The following is a 13,925-nucleotide window of genomic DNA, read 5'->3' as shown; positions in this document are numbered from 1 at the left end:
GAACCGGCGAACTCGACGAGCAGTCGCCGAAGGCGGAGGCGGACAGGTCGAGCGAAGTCGTGGAATCGGGGAGGACACGAGTCTCCTAGGTCGTCGATGACGGGAACGGGCCGTAGGGGCCACCAATGTGTTCAGTATAATGGAACAGCTCCGCGTGAGTGTCAACTGTCACGGAACACATGATTGAATAGCGGAACGCTATTTGTTCCTGCCACTTTGTGTCGTGACCAGGTCAACCGCTGATGGTTGCGGGAATGCCGGGCCGTGCTGACCGTCGGCCCTCGCTGTTCACCGCGTGCGGCCGGTACTGTTCACTGAGAGTTGATACTCGGGTGTGTATGTGGACAGGGGTGCGCTGATGCAGGACAGGATCGGGTCGGTATTGCGGCAGGCGCGCCTCGAGCGTGGCCTGAGTCTGCGGGGGCTGGCGGCGGCAGCGGGAATCTCGGCCAGCCAGCTCTCCCAGATCGAGACCGGCAAGTCCCAGCCGTCGGTGAGCACGTTGTACGCGCTGGTCACCCACCTCGATGTCTCACTCGACGAGCTGCTGGGCATCGGACACGGCCGTGCCGAAGGCTCCCCGACCCCCGTCGCGGGCTCGGGATCATCCGAGCGCTCAGGCCCCAGCCAGCCGTCCAGCGTTGTTCAGCGCGCCGCGGACAACCCTGTTCTGGAGATGGCGAACGGAGTTCGGTGGGAGAAGCTGGCCGTCGATCCGCATGGCGCTGTCGATGCCCTGCTGGTGACCTACGAGCCGGGGGCCGCCAGCTCGGTCGACCGAATGCTGATGCGCCACCAGGGAACCGAGTACGCCTACCTGTTCTCCGGTGAGTTGACGCTGCTGCTGGACTTCGACCGCTACTCGATCGCCGCCGGTGACTCGCTGTGCTTCGACTCCACCAGACCGCACCTGTATGTCAACGAGGGCGACGAGCCCGCGCGGGGAGTGTGGTTCGTGTCCGGTCGCCACGATCTGGTCCACACGCGCGCATGGGTCGCTTCGCAACTCGGTGAGACCGAATCATCGCCCCGCGTGGCGAATGCCGTCGACGTGCTGGACCTGCTCGGAGCCGGGCCGGCTCGTATCGAGCAGGACCGCCAGGACATGAGTTCGGAAACCCGCCGGAGCGAGTGAGTCTGGCCGCGAGAGGCTCGGTGGGCGTCAGGTGTTGGACCGAATCCGGGTCAGATCCAGCTCGATCGCGGCACTTGTCTCGAGTAGGGCCGGTATCAGCGTGGCGTGGACCTCGCCGAGGGAGTAGCGGGCCGCTTGGGTGGAAATGTTCACCGCCGCAACGACGGTGCCGGTCTGGTCGCGGATGGGTGCGGCCATCGACCGCAGCCCCTGCTCGAGTTCTTGGTCGACGACGCAGTAACCGTCGGCGCGTACCCGCGCCAGTTCTTCGCGAAGCTGCCGTTGCGTCGTGATCGTCGCCTCGGTGAGCGGTATGAGCTCGGCCTCGGCCAGGTGCCGGTCGAGCGCCTCGGGTTCGAGCCCGGCCAGCAGGACACGACCCATCGAGGTGGCGAATGCCGGAAAGCGGGTGCCGATGTCGATCGACACGGTCATGATGCGGCTGACGGGTACCCGTGCGACGTAGACGATGTCGGTCCCGTCCAGAATCGACACCGAGGTCGACTCGCGCACCCGCTCTGCCAGGGTTTCCAGGTGCGGGCCTGCGACATCGGGCAGGGAGAGGCTGGACAGAAAGCTGTAGCCGAGCTCGAGCACCTTGGGGGTGAGCCAGAACTGCGACCCGTCGGTGCGCAGGTAGCCGAGCTCGATCAAGGTCAGCAGGAAGCGCCGCGCCGTCGCACGTGTGAGGCCCGTGTCTTTGGCGACCTCGCTCAGCGTGCGCCGGGGATGCCTGGCGTTGAACGATCGGATGACGGCCAAGCCGCGTCCGAGGGACTGCACGTATTCCGGCGACGGTTCTGTCATGGCTGCCGAATCCTCCTATGTGTTCGCTATGCGAACTATAGTGCGTAGAACGAACGCGCGGTCTATCATCGCTGCCGTGATGGACAAAGTCTTTGCGACGGCGGCCGAAGCCGTCGCTGATATTCACGACGGTGCGTCGCTGGCGGTCGGCGGATTCGGGCTGGTCGGCGTCCCCCAGGCGCTGATCGATGCCGTGCTCGCGCAAGGCGCCACGAATCTGGAGGTCGTCAGCAACAACTGCGGGACAGCCGGTGTCGGTTTGGGCGTGCTGCTGGAGGCTCGCCGGATCCGCCGCACTACGAGCTCCTATGTCGGCGCGAACGCCGAGTTCGCACGCCAGTTCCTGTCCGGCGAGCTCGAGGTGGAGCTGACGCCGCAGGGGACGCTGGCCGAGCGGATGCGGGCCGGCGGCGTAGGCATTCCGGCGTTCTACACGCCCGCTGGTGTGGGCACGCAAGTCGCGGACGGTGGCCTTCCGCTGCGTTATGACGGTGGCGGTGGGATCGCCCTCGCGAGTTCTCCGAAGGAAACCCGGGACTTCGGCGGGGTTCCCTATGTGCTGGAACATGCGATCGTCACCGACTTCGCACTCGTTCACGCCTGGAAAGGCGACCGTCACGGCAATCTCGTGTATCGCCGCAGCGCCCGAAACTTCAATCCGCCTGCGGCCGCGGCAGGCCGCATCACCATCGCTCAGGTGGAGACGCTGGTGGAGCCGGGGGAGCTGGACCCGGACGATGTGCACACGCAGGGCATCCACGTGCAGCGCGTGGTCCACGTCGGAAAGGTCGAGGTCGGCATCGAGAACAGGACGGTAAGGGCATGAAACGGACACGGCAGGAGCTGGCGGCGCGCGTGGCTGCCGAGTTGCGCGACGGCCAGTATGTGAACCTCGGCATCGGCATGCCGACCTTGGTTCCGAACTACCTACCCGACGATGTCACGGTCGTCTTGCATTCGGAGAACGGAGTTCTCGGCGTCGGGCCCTACCCGACCGAAGCCGAACTCGATCCCGAGCTGATCAACGCCGGGAAGGAGACGATCACGGTGGTGCCGGGTGCATCGTATTTCGACTCCGCGCAGTCCTTCGGGATGATCCGTGGCGGCTGCGTCGATGTCGCCGTTCTCGGCGCCATGCAGGTCAGCGCGCGGGGAGACCTGGCGAACTGGATGATTCCGGGCAAGCTGGTCAAGGGCATGGGAGGCGCGATGGACCTGGTCCACGGCGCACAACGGGTCATCGTGATGATGGAACACGTCTCCCGCGGCGGCGAACCGAAGATTGTCGACCGATGCACTCTGCCGCTGACCGGAATGCGCTGCGTGCACCGAATCATCACCGACATGGCGGTGATGGATGTCGGACCCGACGGGCTCGTGCTGGTCGAGACCGCGCCGGGAGTCAGTGAATCCGAGGTGCGAGAGGCCACGGGAGCGGACTTCCGGGTCGCGGCAGACGTCGAACCGGTCTGTTGACATCGGTCGGTCGGTTCGGGCTCGCACCGCGCGTTGCCGTGCCGGGCTGCGGTGACCGCAACACGTGATGCCCACACCGAAGGGGGGTGTGGGCATCACGCAGGGGGTGGGGAGTCGCTTCGTCCATCGCGGCGGTGGGGCATGTTGTCGCTCGTCATTCCGGCTTGCCGTAAAGGGTGAGGGTGTGGTCGATGCAGCGGGCGATGAATGCGCCGTCGAGGGGGCTGTCGCCGACCAATAGCCGGAAATACAAAGGGGCGGAGAGGGTTTCGAGAAACTCGCGGGGGTCGGCGTCGTCGGGTAGTTCGCCGCGGTCGACGGCTCGGCGAATGACGTGGGCGGTCCGTTCGAATCGCTCGTTCCAGAAGCTGTGGCGTGCCGCGGCGACGTCCGGGTCGGTGGACAGGGCGATGGTGGTGCCCAGCAGCCGCGCGATGCCGGGGCGGGAGATCAGATGCGAGATCTGCTCGGCGAGCTGTTGGAGATCACCGCGCAGCGTGCCGGTGTCGGGGGCGGGGTTGCCCACGGCCGCCAGCTCGGTGACCGCCTCGGCGATCAGGGCCGTGCGGGTGCCCCAGCGCCGGTAGATCGTTGTCTCGGCGACACCGGCCCGGGCGGCGACGTCGCCGATGGTCAAGCCCTCGATGCCGTGTTCGGCGACCTGGTCGAGGGTCGCGGCGAGCACAGCTTCCCGCACCCGGGCGGAGCGTCCCCCGGTCCGCTTGCGCGGAGCCGGGGGCGCTACCGGTTGCTCGTTCTCGGGATCACGTCCGCGCTGGTTCATGGCCCTGTTCTACTCGACGGCGCGCGTTGCGCGCCGAACGGTGCGGGCGTGCGAGTAGGAGGTTGTGTGCCGATCGGTCGGATCAGCGCAGGTACGTGGTGATCCAGTTGCCGAACTCGCAGGCCAGATGCCACCGGTGTTCGGCGATGTACAGACTCGGAACCGCGGCGGGGAAGGCGACTTTGAGCTGGCTGCGGAACCCGCCGCCGGGTTCGTCGCGGAACTGGTGGCAGACGCTGCCGATGAGTTCTCCGCTGGCGAGCGAGGCGGTTCCGGCGACAACCAGCGGGTAGGCCGGGTCGGCGGGCACCGCCACCCGCGCCCGGTCGGTGTAGTCGACGAAGAAGCGGCTGGCCAGCATCGCGCCGCCGGTCACCTCGATGACTTCCTGCCGACCGTCGGGGCCGGTGACGATGATGTAGTGGTCCGGGCACGCATCGGTCCAGGTGGCGCGGTCGTCGGTGTCTTTGGCCTTGGTGAACCAGTCGACGAACCCCTCGGCGCTGCCGCGGTCGCTGACGATCTCGGTGACCGACACAGCCCATCGCCCACCCGAGGCGGCGAGCGCGGCCCGCGTGGCGGCATCGGAGGCGGCGAGCTCGCCGGCGAGCAGCTCCCGCAGCGCATCCGGGCCGAGCAGGGCACGGGCTCGCGACAGCGCCGACCGTGCGGCGGGGATGTCGCCGACCGAGACCGTGTAGCGCCCGATGAGCGACTCCAACTCGCCACGCAGCACGCCGACGTAGTCCTTCGACAGCCGCGCCGCCGCGACGGCAATGCGCTGGCGTTCCCACTCGGCGACCCTGGACTGGTCGACGAGCGCACCGTCGATGAACGTCCGCAACCCAGTTCCGGTCACCGGCGAACCGGGGGAGGCGACCGCAGGCCCCGCGCCGACGTAGGCCGCGGCCGCTGTGGCGGCGGCCGTTGCTCCGGCCGCGCGGACGATGAAGTTTCTTCTGGTCAGCATTGACCAATTCCCTTCGCGTACTTGCTTATCCGTGCACGTAATCGACGGACGGACCAGTGACAGAATTAACGCCAGTCGAACTTGCGTTAATGAAGCATGGGCGATGTGCGTGGCCCTGTCAACGGCTACGCGGCAGCAAAGGCTATTAGAACTTGCGTTAGTACGGCGCGTGCTGCATTCTTAACGCAATTGAGACTAGCTTTAACTCTGATGGTGACCTTCTCCGCCTTGCGGTGAGCGTCGCGGCGCGATCGCCGCCTCGGCGAAGGGGAACCACTGTTCGAGAAGCTGTTCATCGATGTCGGATCACCGGCGCAGGAGAGGCAGGAACCACCGTGGTCGAGTCCATCGAGATCCGTGCGATCGTGGGTGCGGACAGGGTCTCGCGCGAACAGGTGCGGGCGTGGGAAGCACTTCGGGCCGCAGCGGTGCTCGCGAAGTTCGCCGCGCGCCTAGGGCCGCGCGGCACGGCCGAGATCATGCCGGACCATACGATCGACGAACTGCTCGCCGCCCCTCTCGATGTGCAGCGATCCGCGCTGACGGCACTGAAGATTCGGTTGGGTCATGCCGGTGTCTACGCGATGCTCAGGCGCGAGTTGGCGGTTTCCGAGCGGATGGTCCGGGTCGGTGTCGCTATGAGCAGAGGGAGGACCAAGCATTCCATCACCCGCCTCGAAGTTCCGGGCTACTCCGCTGAGCGGTTCGCCGCGTGGTTCGACAACCTGACCGCGACCAACGCCGAAACCGACATGGTCGACGCCTGCCCGGACCACTACCTGCTGCGCGGGCTGCCCGACGGCCATCAGGAAGTCGTCGAAACCACCGGCGGATCACCGGCGGTGTCGCGGTTCGTCGTCGACTACGGCAGGACCGAAACCCTGACCATCCCGATCGATCCCGGCTATCCGATCCAGATCGCGGGCCAAGCCCTCCTCGACGACGGTCTGGTCATCGGCGGGGTCCGCCACCAGTTCCGCGACCGCGACGGCACACTCGATGCCCTGCTGACCGTGCAGTTCCCGGGCACCTCGCCCGCCAGACTCATTCGCCAACACCAGTGGCATCTGGCCTGCGAGTTCAGCAATTGGATGATCGCGGCGGCCCCGGTCGCGGCCACATCGTGACGACTGCGACGGCAAACCGGGCTGAAGTGATGCGCGAAAGGTTCGGCGGCGCAGACGAACCGCTCGCCTTCGCCGCCGTGTTCGCCATCGCGGTGGTGTAGACGCCCGACCACCGCCGTGTTGCCCGCGGTTCAAACCACGCGCGGGGCAGTCACTGGCGCTGTCATGCGGCTCGGTTGCCACCGGCGAGGCGCTGCTGCTTTGGGCTTATTCGGGTGCGTAGAGCTTGGGCTCGAACAACGCCTCGGCTCCCGCGCGGGTGAAAAGCTTCCGTTGCAGCGAACGCGGGATCGCGACTGCTTCGGCGTCGCGGATCGCGCTGACCAAGTGGAACTCCACACCGGCACCGAAAAGGTCACTGCCGAAAGCCAGTTCGATGAGGAACAGCACCCTCGCGGTCTCTACCTCGGTCAGCGTCGCGCGCTCGCGTACCGCGCGACGAAGCCTTTCGGTCTCATCGTCGAACCGGTCACGGTCGGGAAACCCTAATGCCCGCACCGGGATCGGTGCCCTGCCTGACACTCCGGTCCAGCTGGCCAGTGCGGCGTCCACGAAGTCGTGTTCCCTCAGCGTCAGCTTCGACATATCGAATTCCAACGGTGCCTCCCCTGATGGCGTAGTCATCGACTGCCACCAGGTTTACCTGGAGTCCCTCCGATCCCACCAGGAACCCGGGAAAGGACCGAGTGGGGGATCTGTGGTCTGGTCGGCGGCGCCGAACCGAGCCGAGATGAATCGGTAGGCTCCGCGCTATGTTGGGGCGCGTGGTTTGTCGAGGGCGGGGTTCGGTCGTGGCGGCGGTTGTTTCGCTGTCGGTGTTGGCGGCGGTGTCAGCGTGTGCGGTGATCGACGGTAGCCAGAAGGAAGCGAGCCCCCCGGCGCCGACGGCCGTCACGGACACGGTGCGGAGAATTGGGGATCTGGCGGATGCGTGTTTATCGAAGCGGGGCTTCTTTCCGGCACTGGACGCTTACGGTGGGCCTGGGCCGCATCCCATTGCGGTGTTCGACGAAAATGCCAGGGGAGGGGTAAGTCCCATCCTGAACACACCGCTGCAGCCACCCGAGTGGATGAACGAGTTCGATCCCAAGCGCTATCAGCTCATCGCGTGCCTCGGGCGCGGACATGACAACGGGGAGTACGTGGGGGACTGCGCATTCGCCGGTGGGGTCGAGGTGCCACAGTATCGGGGTCTGTACAACGCTGTCGTATACGAGGCCAAGACAGGACGCGAGGTCGGCCGCGAATTGATTCGTGGGGACCATACATCCGGATGTGGGATTCTCGAGGTCGTGGATCGTGAGAATCCGAAGCTCTACACGGGTCCTACCCTCATCGAATTGCAGAACGTCCTGGGCAAGTACGTGAGCTAGCTGTTGCGGGTCATGACGTTGGTGACGGCCTGGCGACCTGACAAAGCGAAGACCTGGCGCTAACCGATCGGCAGCACGCTCAGGATCGGGTCGTAGATCCAGTTCAGCATGCGCTCGGCGTCGTCCTTTGCGGTGACGGCGTTGCCGGGTGAGCTGTGCAGGACCACACCGATCAGCGGTATTCCCGCCCGGACCGTCTCGAACAGCAGGCAGGTTCCCGCGGCGTCGGTCCATCCGGTTTTGATGCCGATGGTGCCGGGATAGTCGCCCAGCAGCAGGTTCGTGGTCTGCCAGAGGTGATCGCGGTTGCCCGGGCCTGCGGGCAGGTGATAGCTCTGCGAGCTGACGATCTCGCGGAACGCCGGCAGGCGCATCGCGCGCAGTCCGAGGGTCACCAGGTCCGCCGGTGTGGAGTAGGTGGAGTGGTCGGTGGGGACGGGCAGTCCGCTGGGGTCGGTGAAATATGTTCCCGCCAGGCCCATTCCACGCGCGGTGTCGTTCATTCTGGCGATGAAGCCGTCTTGGCCGGGCCCGTAGGTCTCGGCAAGGGTATAGGCGGCGTCGCAGCCCGACGGCAGCATCAACGCGTAGAGAAGCTGTCGCGCGGTGAGCACCTCGCCGGGGACCAGGCCTGCGGTGCTTCCGTCGTGCCTGATGCAGTAGGCGATGGCTTCTTGCGGCACGGCAATAGTCCGGTCGAGGTCGCCGGCGTCGACCACGACCAGTGCCGTCATCACCTTGGTGATGCTGGCTATCGGGATCGGGGTGTTCGCCTGTCGCGACCAGAGCGCCGTGCCAGTGAATCCTTCTGCCAGCTGCGCTCCCGTCGCCTGCACCCCGCCCGGCTCAGAAACCAGCCAGGGCAACTGAATATGGGGGACGCTCGAGGCGGGGGCGGCCGTGACGCCATGGCTGACTGCCACGACCAGCGCCCCGGCGATGACAGCCTGCAATAATCGGGCAAATTTGCGCATGGCCCACATTGTGCCGTTGAACCTCGTCGACCAGCGGTATTTAACCGCCCGGATTTTCGCGCGGCTCCGGCGACAGCGTGCAATCGGTTGCTTCCGGGATGCTCCGAGCCCAACGTTTTTGCGTGTGAGCGGCATGAGTGGATTTCCGGGGCGGCTCCGAAGGGCCGAAATTTCCCTCTCGAACCGGTCGATGTGGGCATCATCGCGAGTTCGCATCCGATGGTATTGCGGCGAAAAAGTTTCGCCGAATATCGGCTGTGAACCGCCGGTCAGCACACCGCCGTGCGGACCGCCTCGATGCATGGGTCCCGACCCTCTACTTCTGGTGATCCGCCATGGTGCCGCAGCTCACGACAGGTAGTGCCGTTCCCACGCGACCGCGTCGAGTCGCTGCCAGTCGTTCTCCAGCCAGTCCCAGATCAGCTGCCCGACCTCGCGCGCGTCGTGCACCGTCGTAGCGGCGAGGTATTCGGCGTCGGCGACTCCGGAGTGCACCTCGATCAGGTAGTCGGTGTCGCTGTTGCGGTAGGTCTGAATGAACGCCGCCCCGTTGGCTCTTGCCACCGTCATGAAGGGACCGCCACGGGTGTAGAGCAGGTTACCCAGCCAGTAGTTCAGGTGATCGTAGGTGAGTGTCGTCAACTCTCTGGCGCCGACTGTGACGTTCAGGCTTCGATGCACGACCGGCGCCTCCGCCGGCAGGGTGTCGGGCCAGGGAGCGCCGAGTTCCTCGTCAGTCTTCATCCGGGTACCCCCAATCGAAATCCACCCGGGCGTGCGGCACGAGGGCGGTCACCCGGCGAGTCAGCTTCTGCTCGAAGTCCTCCGACCAGAGATAGAACCTGCTGAAGATGACTGGATAGTCGGAGTCCGCCCGGACGAACAGACTCTCCCCGACCTCTCCCAGAGTGATGAACACTTCGCGGCTCAAGCCTTCGCTCTCGAGCACGTCGGTCAGCAGTGCGGTGACGCCCGCACGTTCGCGCTCGTCCCTCAGCTCCCGAATCGTCAAGGAGACATCAATATTCACGGACACGGAGTCGACCGTAGCGCCGATCACCGACAACGCGACTACTGCTCAACCGAGCGGGTGACGTTCCGCGCGCAGCGGTGAGGACGGCTGGACTCGATCGGTACCCCCGCAGGTCGCTCCGGACCGGGGCAACGGAGCGACGCGGGGACCGCAAAGGCCGACGAGGAACTGCACTACTCCGCCGCCGACACCGGGGTAATCGCCTCACCTACTTACCCGTGTTCTCCACCCACCGCCGCAATCCGTCCGGCCAACGCAACATCAGGACACCAATGGCCGCGACGACGATGCCGCGTGGCGCCTCGTAGATGAATCCGGTCAGCCCTTGGGTGGCGGGAATCGGAAGGAAGAAGCCGACTCCGGCGAGCAGGGTGAGCACCGCGATCCAGCGGGGCACCGTGTTGTTGCGCAGCATGCTCGCACCCAGCAGCCCCATCCCGGCGAGCAGGAGGAGAGCGCCGATGATGTTGAACAACGCGAACGCGGTCGTGTCGATCATGTTGTCGTTGTCGGCGATCAGGTGCGCGGTGGCGGAGTCGGCCGCGAACGGGTAGGCGACGAACAACTCGACGGTGAGATGACCGGTTGCGGTGACGACGTTGGCGACCAGATAGCAGACCGTGCCGATGAATCCGGCCGTGCCGAGTCTCGGCCGCATCCACGCGTACATCCCGGGCAGGCCGAGGATCAGCAGTACGGTTCCTATGCCGAGCAGGATCTGCGCGATCGGCGCGCCGGGGCTGGTGAGCGCCTCGACCGAATGGCTCTTGCGCGCGACGATCGGATGCAGTGTGCCGCCCGCGATGCACAGGGGTCCTGCGATGGCCAGTGCGGCACCGCTCATCCGCAGTACAGTCTCGCGAGAGGGGCCGATGGTCCGATTGTCGCCGGTGGTCGGGGTTGGTAGGAGTGCTTGCGTGTGTGTCATGAGCCAAGGGTCGACGAGGGCGCTGGTGTGACGCTGGTGCGCGGCAGGTCAGACGACGACCGACCGGCCATCTCGGTACTCGGGCCGCTGGAAGTGCGCGGCCAGGACGGCGCTCGCGTCACCATCCCGGCGCGTAAACACGCCGAGCTCCTGGTCATTCTCGCGGCGGAGCGCACCGCCCGCAGCGCGCCCTATCTCTGCGAATTGCTCTGGCGAGGAAGCCCGCCGGAGAGCGCCCTGGTGACGCTACAGGGCTATGTGTCACGGCTGCGCCGCACGCTGCGGCCACTCTCCGAATTCCGGATCGAGACCAGCCCGAACGGCTACGTGCTGCGGTGCGGCGGATCCGGCACGGACCTCGACCTGCTCGACGTGCTGTCCAGGGACGCCCGCGCGGCACACACCGACGGTGACGTCGGACGGACCGTCGATCTGCTGGAACGCGCCTTACGTCTGTGGCGCGGCGACGCGCTCTCCGATGTCGACGACGTCGCCGAACTCGCTCCCGAACGCGCGCGTCTGGCCGAGCTGCGATCGGAACTCGTCGAAATGTGTGCCGAGGGATTGATCGTGCTCGGCCGCGCCCGGCACGCGGTCACACTGCTCACCGACGAATGCGAGCGGCATCCGCAGCGGGAAGGCACGGCACGGCTGTTGGCGCTGGCGCTGCGCGACTGCGGACGGATCTCGGAGGCGCTCGACGTTCTCGTTCGATTGCGGCGATCGCTGCGGGAAGATCTCGGCCTCGATCCCGCGCCCGACACCGTCCGGGTCGAGAACGAGATCCGCAATCCCGGGACGCCGACGGCGGCACCGGCGGTGGGACGGTCGGCCCTCGTCGGACGTGACGACGTCGCCGCTGTCGTCGACCGTGCTCGGAACCGGTCGCGGCAGGGACTGGCCGTCGTGACCGTGCGCGGCGCATCCGGCATCGGCAAGACGGCCGTCGTCGAGGACGCCGTACGACGCCACGGCGACGCGCCCTTCTTCACCGCGGGGATCAGCGGGGCGAGCGCTTCGGCGTTGGCGACGGTGATGCCGTGGCTGGATCAGGCCGCGCTGGCCAGGCGCGCCGTGCCCGACGTCCCGACACCGCGTGCGCTCGCCGCGCTGTTCGCCGACGTGGCACGAGAGACCGGACACTTGGTCGCGGTCATCGATGACGTGCAGTGGGCCGATCCCGATTCGGTTCGGATGATCGCGGCGGCCATGCGGGTGCTGCGTGCCCACCCCGTCCTGCTCTTTCTCACGGTTCGCCCAGAGCCGCTTTCTGCCGAGGTGGACGCCGCGGTGCGCTTGCTCCAGTCCTCAGGCACCCATATCGTGGTGGACCTGCCGCCGCTGTCCGATGCGGCGGTGGACGAGTTGATGCGCGCCGATCTCGGTTCGGTCGGTCCCGAAGTGCGCGCCCAGATCATCGAATTGAGCGCCGGCAGCCCGTTCGTCGCGGCGCAACTGTGCGATCTCGTTCGAGCGGGGCGCCCCTTGGACGTCAGGGGGTCCGCCCCCGAGATCACGACGGCGAAGCTGGCCGCTGTTTCGGCCTCGGCGCGTGCGCTCGCCGAGGTGCTGGCCGTGATCGGCGCGTGCGCGTCGATCGGACTGGTCGCCGCCGCAGACGGTGGGCCACGGTTCGACGATCGGATCGGTGAACTCGTCGCCGCACGGGTCGTCTCGCTCGAAGACGGCACCGTCGCCTTCGAACACGAACTCGTGCGCGATGCCGTACTCGCCACGATCGGTGAGGTGCGAACGGCACTGTTGCACAGGCGGATCGCGGACGCGCTGGCCGACCTGCAACCGGGCGCACTCGCGGCACAGGCACGGCATCGCAGCGCCGCCGCACTCGGTGCGCTGGATTCCTCTGCCGCGCATGCCTGTTCAGTCGCGGCGCGGGACGCACTACGGCGGGACGCGCCCACCGAATGCGCCGAACTCGCCGCGCGCGGACTCCGGCACGCGGATCCCGGTGACGTGGAGTTGCTGATCGCGTTCGATTGGCTTGCGGGACAGGCACATCACCGTCTCGGCCACTACGACGCGGCCGCCGAGAGTTTCGACCGGGCCGGTCGGCGATGCGGTGACCGCGGCGACTGGTCTGGTCTGGCACGGACCGCACTGCTGGCCGCGCCGCGTGGCGTAGCCGGTTACTTCTCCGGATACGGTGTGGTGCATGCGGGTTCGTCGGCGCTGCGGGCGCAGGCACTGGCGCATCGCCTCGATCTCGATGCCGAGCTGGTCGCCGAAGCGGAAGCGATCGAGGCTGCGGACCGCGCAATCCACGGTCTACCAGGGCATTTCGATGCTCTGACCGAAGCGCGGGCGCGCAGCGCACCCGGCAGCCGATCGTGGCCCCAGGTGCTGCTCGCCGAGTTTCTGTGCACCTGGGGCCCGACAACAGTCGCCGACCGGCGCAAGATCGCCGAGGAACTCGAGGAACTCGCGGGTCACGACCGCCCGGCGCGCGCGACGGCGGTCCATCTGCGCCGCGTCTGCGCCCTCGAGGCCGGCGATATGCGGCTGGTCCGCCGGCTTTCGGCCGAGTTCGCCCGGTTCGCCGCCGCCGGCGACATCGACCTCGCGGCCACCCAGCTGTGGTGGCAGGTGATGCTCGCCGTGCTGCGTGGCGACTACCAGCAGTCGCAGGCGCTGATGACACGCTTCGCCGACGATCTCGGCGCGGTCGACGACCACGCCCGACTGCTCGCCGAGGTCTCGGCGCTGACGAGCAATTCGATCGAGCTGTGGCATCGCGGGCGTCTCGGCGAGCTACTCGCCGAAGTGGACCGTATGGCTCAGGACTTCGACGAGGACTTCGCGCTCGTGGTCGCGATGGCCGCGGCGGAGATCGGTGACCACGAGCGCGCGTTGTCGTCGATCGAGTCCATCATCGCCCTGCCGGGGAGGTTGCACGGCCCGCGCCTGGTCGTGCGTGTGCCACTGCTGGTCGAGGCGCTGCTCGCGGTCGGTCAGCGCGCGCCGCGGCAGCGCGACCGGGTGGTCGAGCTCACCGCCGAACTCGAACCGTTCACCCAGGGGTGGGGCGAGACATTGATCGTGCAATGGCCGGGGCTGGTGTGCCTCGGGCCGTCCGGGCTCTACCGCGGCACCGCACGCGGAATTCTCGGACTCGCTGGCGCGCGCGACGAGGTGGTCGCCGCGCGGCACCGGGCGCGCGTACTCGGTGCGCGGCCTTACGAGTTGCGTGCGGCGGACCGCCTGACGCGGTGGCCGTTCGACTGAGCCGTTCACCGGCACCTCGATCATCACCAAGGGCGCGGCGCCGACTTTGACCGGCCACCGGCACAACGGAAGCTC

At 67.1% G+C, this 13,925-nt stretch carries 14 protein-coding genes; 6 read left to right on the top strand and 8 right to left on the bottom strand.

The annotated features are described in order from the left end of the window. Positions 1 to 358 precede the first annotated feature (358 nt). The gene (locus tag ACRWNM_RS21395; RefSeq protein ID WP_431969826.1) at positions 359 to 1,135 is read left to right on the top strand and encodes a helix-turn-helix domain-containing protein; all 777 of its coding nucleotides are present in this window, start codon (positions 359 to 361) and stop codon (positions 1,133 to 1,135) included. A 27-nt stretch (positions 1,136 to 1,162) separates the two neighbouring features. On the opposite strand, the gene ACRWNM_RS21390 is transcribed toward ACRWNM_RS21395, so the two are convergent. Beyond that, a complete protein-coding gene (locus ACRWNM_RS21390) occupies positions 1,163 to 1,942 on the bottom strand; it encodes an IclR family transcriptional regulator domain-containing protein (protein WP_431969825.1) in 780 nt (259 codons plus the stop codon). 79 nt (positions 1,943 to 2,021) lie between these two features. Here ACRWNM_RS21390 and ACRWNM_RS21385 point away from each other — a divergent pair, with 79 nt between their 5' ends. Both ACRWNM_RS21385 and ACRWNM_RS21380 read left to right on the top strand, forming a co-directional pair. Further along, a complete protein-coding gene (locus ACRWNM_RS21385; protein WP_431970011.1) occupies positions 2,022 to 2,768 on the top strand; it encodes a CoA transferase subunit A in 747 nt (248 codons plus the stop codon). After that, positions 2,765 to 3,418, top strand: a complete 654-nt coding sequence (locus ACRWNM_RS21380; protein ID WP_431969824.1) for a CoA transferase subunit B — start codon at positions 2,765 to 2,767, stop codon at positions 3,416 to 3,418. Before ACRWNM_RS21385 ends, ACRWNM_RS21380 begins: the two co-directional genes overlap by 4 nt. A gap of 154 nt (positions 3,419 to 3,572) precedes the next feature. Here the strand turns inward: ACRWNM_RS21380 and ACRWNM_RS21375 are convergent, their stop codons facing one another. Next, on the bottom strand, positions 3,573 to 4,202 hold the full coding sequence (locus tag ACRWNM_RS21375) for a TetR/AcrR family transcriptional regulator (protein ID WP_431969823.1): 630 nt from the start codon (positions 4,200 to 4,202) through the stop codon (positions 3,573 to 3,575). Between the two features lie 82 nt (positions 4,203 to 4,284). Next, positions 4,285 to 5,172 (bottom strand): hypothetical protein, encoded by an 888-nt coding sequence (locus tag ACRWNM_RS21370; protein ID WP_431969822.1) that lies wholly within the window; start codon positions 5,170 to 5,172, stop codon positions 4,285 to 4,287. Positions 5,173 to 5,507: 335 nt separating this feature from the next. Here ACRWNM_RS21370 and ACRWNM_RS21365 point away from each other — a divergent pair, with 335 nt between their 5' ends. Continuing rightward, complete coding sequence (locus tag ACRWNM_RS21365; protein ID WP_431969821.1) at positions 5,508 to 6,299, top strand: hypothetical protein; 792 nt, start codon at positions 5,508 to 5,510, stop codon at positions 6,297 to 6,299. A gap of 207 nt (positions 6,300 to 6,506) precedes the next feature. Here ACRWNM_RS21365 and ACRWNM_RS21360 read toward each other — a convergent pair whose 3' ends face one another. Beyond that, entirely contained in the window at positions 6,507 to 6,884 is a 378-nt protein-coding gene (locus ACRWNM_RS21360; RefSeq protein WP_431969820.1) for a hypothetical protein, read from the bottom strand. Between the two features lie 206 nt (positions 6,885 to 7,090). Between ACRWNM_RS21360 and ACRWNM_RS21355 the strand changes: the two genes are divergently transcribed. Further along, on the top strand, positions 7,091 to 7,672 hold the full coding sequence (locus ACRWNM_RS21355) for a hypothetical protein (protein ID WP_431969819.1): 582 nt from the start codon (positions 7,091 to 7,093) through the stop codon (positions 7,670 to 7,672). Positions 7,673 to 7,731: 59 nt separating this feature from the next. Here the strand turns inward: ACRWNM_RS21355 and ACRWNM_RS21350 are convergent, their stop codons facing one another. The 4 genes from ACRWNM_RS21350 to ACRWNM_RS21335 all read right to left on the bottom strand — a co-directional run bounded on the left by ACRWNM_RS21350 (position 7,732) and on the right by ACRWNM_RS21335 (position 10,523). Further along, positions 7,732 to 8,646 carry a D-alanyl-D-alanine carboxypeptidase family protein gene (locus ACRWNM_RS21350; RefSeq protein WP_431970010.1) on the bottom strand — a complete coding sequence of 305 codons (915 nt, stop codon included), beginning with the start codon at positions 8,644 to 8,646 and terminating at the stop codon, positions 7,732 to 7,734. Between the two features lie 348 nt (positions 8,647 to 8,994). Further along, entirely contained in the window at positions 8,995 to 9,390 is a 396-nt protein-coding gene (locus tag ACRWNM_RS21345) for a hypothetical protein (protein ID WP_431969818.1), read from the bottom strand. Continuing rightward, positions 9,380 to 9,676, bottom strand: a complete 297-nt coding sequence (locus ACRWNM_RS21340; RefSeq protein WP_431969817.1) for a hypothetical protein — start codon at positions 9,674 to 9,676, stop codon at positions 9,380 to 9,382. Before ACRWNM_RS21340 ends, ACRWNM_RS21345 begins: the two co-directional genes overlap by 11 nt. Before the next feature lie 211 nt (positions 9,677 to 9,887). Continuing rightward, positions 9,888 to 10,523 carry a hypothetical protein gene (locus ACRWNM_RS21335; RefSeq protein WP_431969816.1) on the bottom strand — a complete coding sequence of 212 codons (636 nt, stop codon included), beginning with the start codon at positions 10,521 to 10,523 and terminating at the stop codon, positions 9,888 to 9,890. 111 nt (positions 10,524 to 10,634) lie between these two features. On the opposite strand from ACRWNM_RS21335, the gene ACRWNM_RS21330 reads away from it, so the two are divergent. Next, positions 10,635 to 13,850 (top strand): BTAD domain-containing putative transcriptional regulator, encoded by a 3,216-nt coding sequence (locus tag ACRWNM_RS21330; protein WP_431969815.1) that lies wholly within the window; start codon positions 10,635 to 10,637, stop codon positions 13,848 to 13,850. Positions 13,851 to 13,925 lie beyond the last annotated feature (75 nt).

Origin of the sequence: Nocardia sp. bgisy134, from assembly GCF_965341865.1 — a bacterium.
GTDB lineage: Bacteria > Actinomycetota > Actinomycetes > Mycobacteriales > Mycobacteriaceae > Nocardia.
Note: the sequence above shows the minus strand (reverse complement) of the source record. Positions and strands in the feature narration are given on the sequence as shown.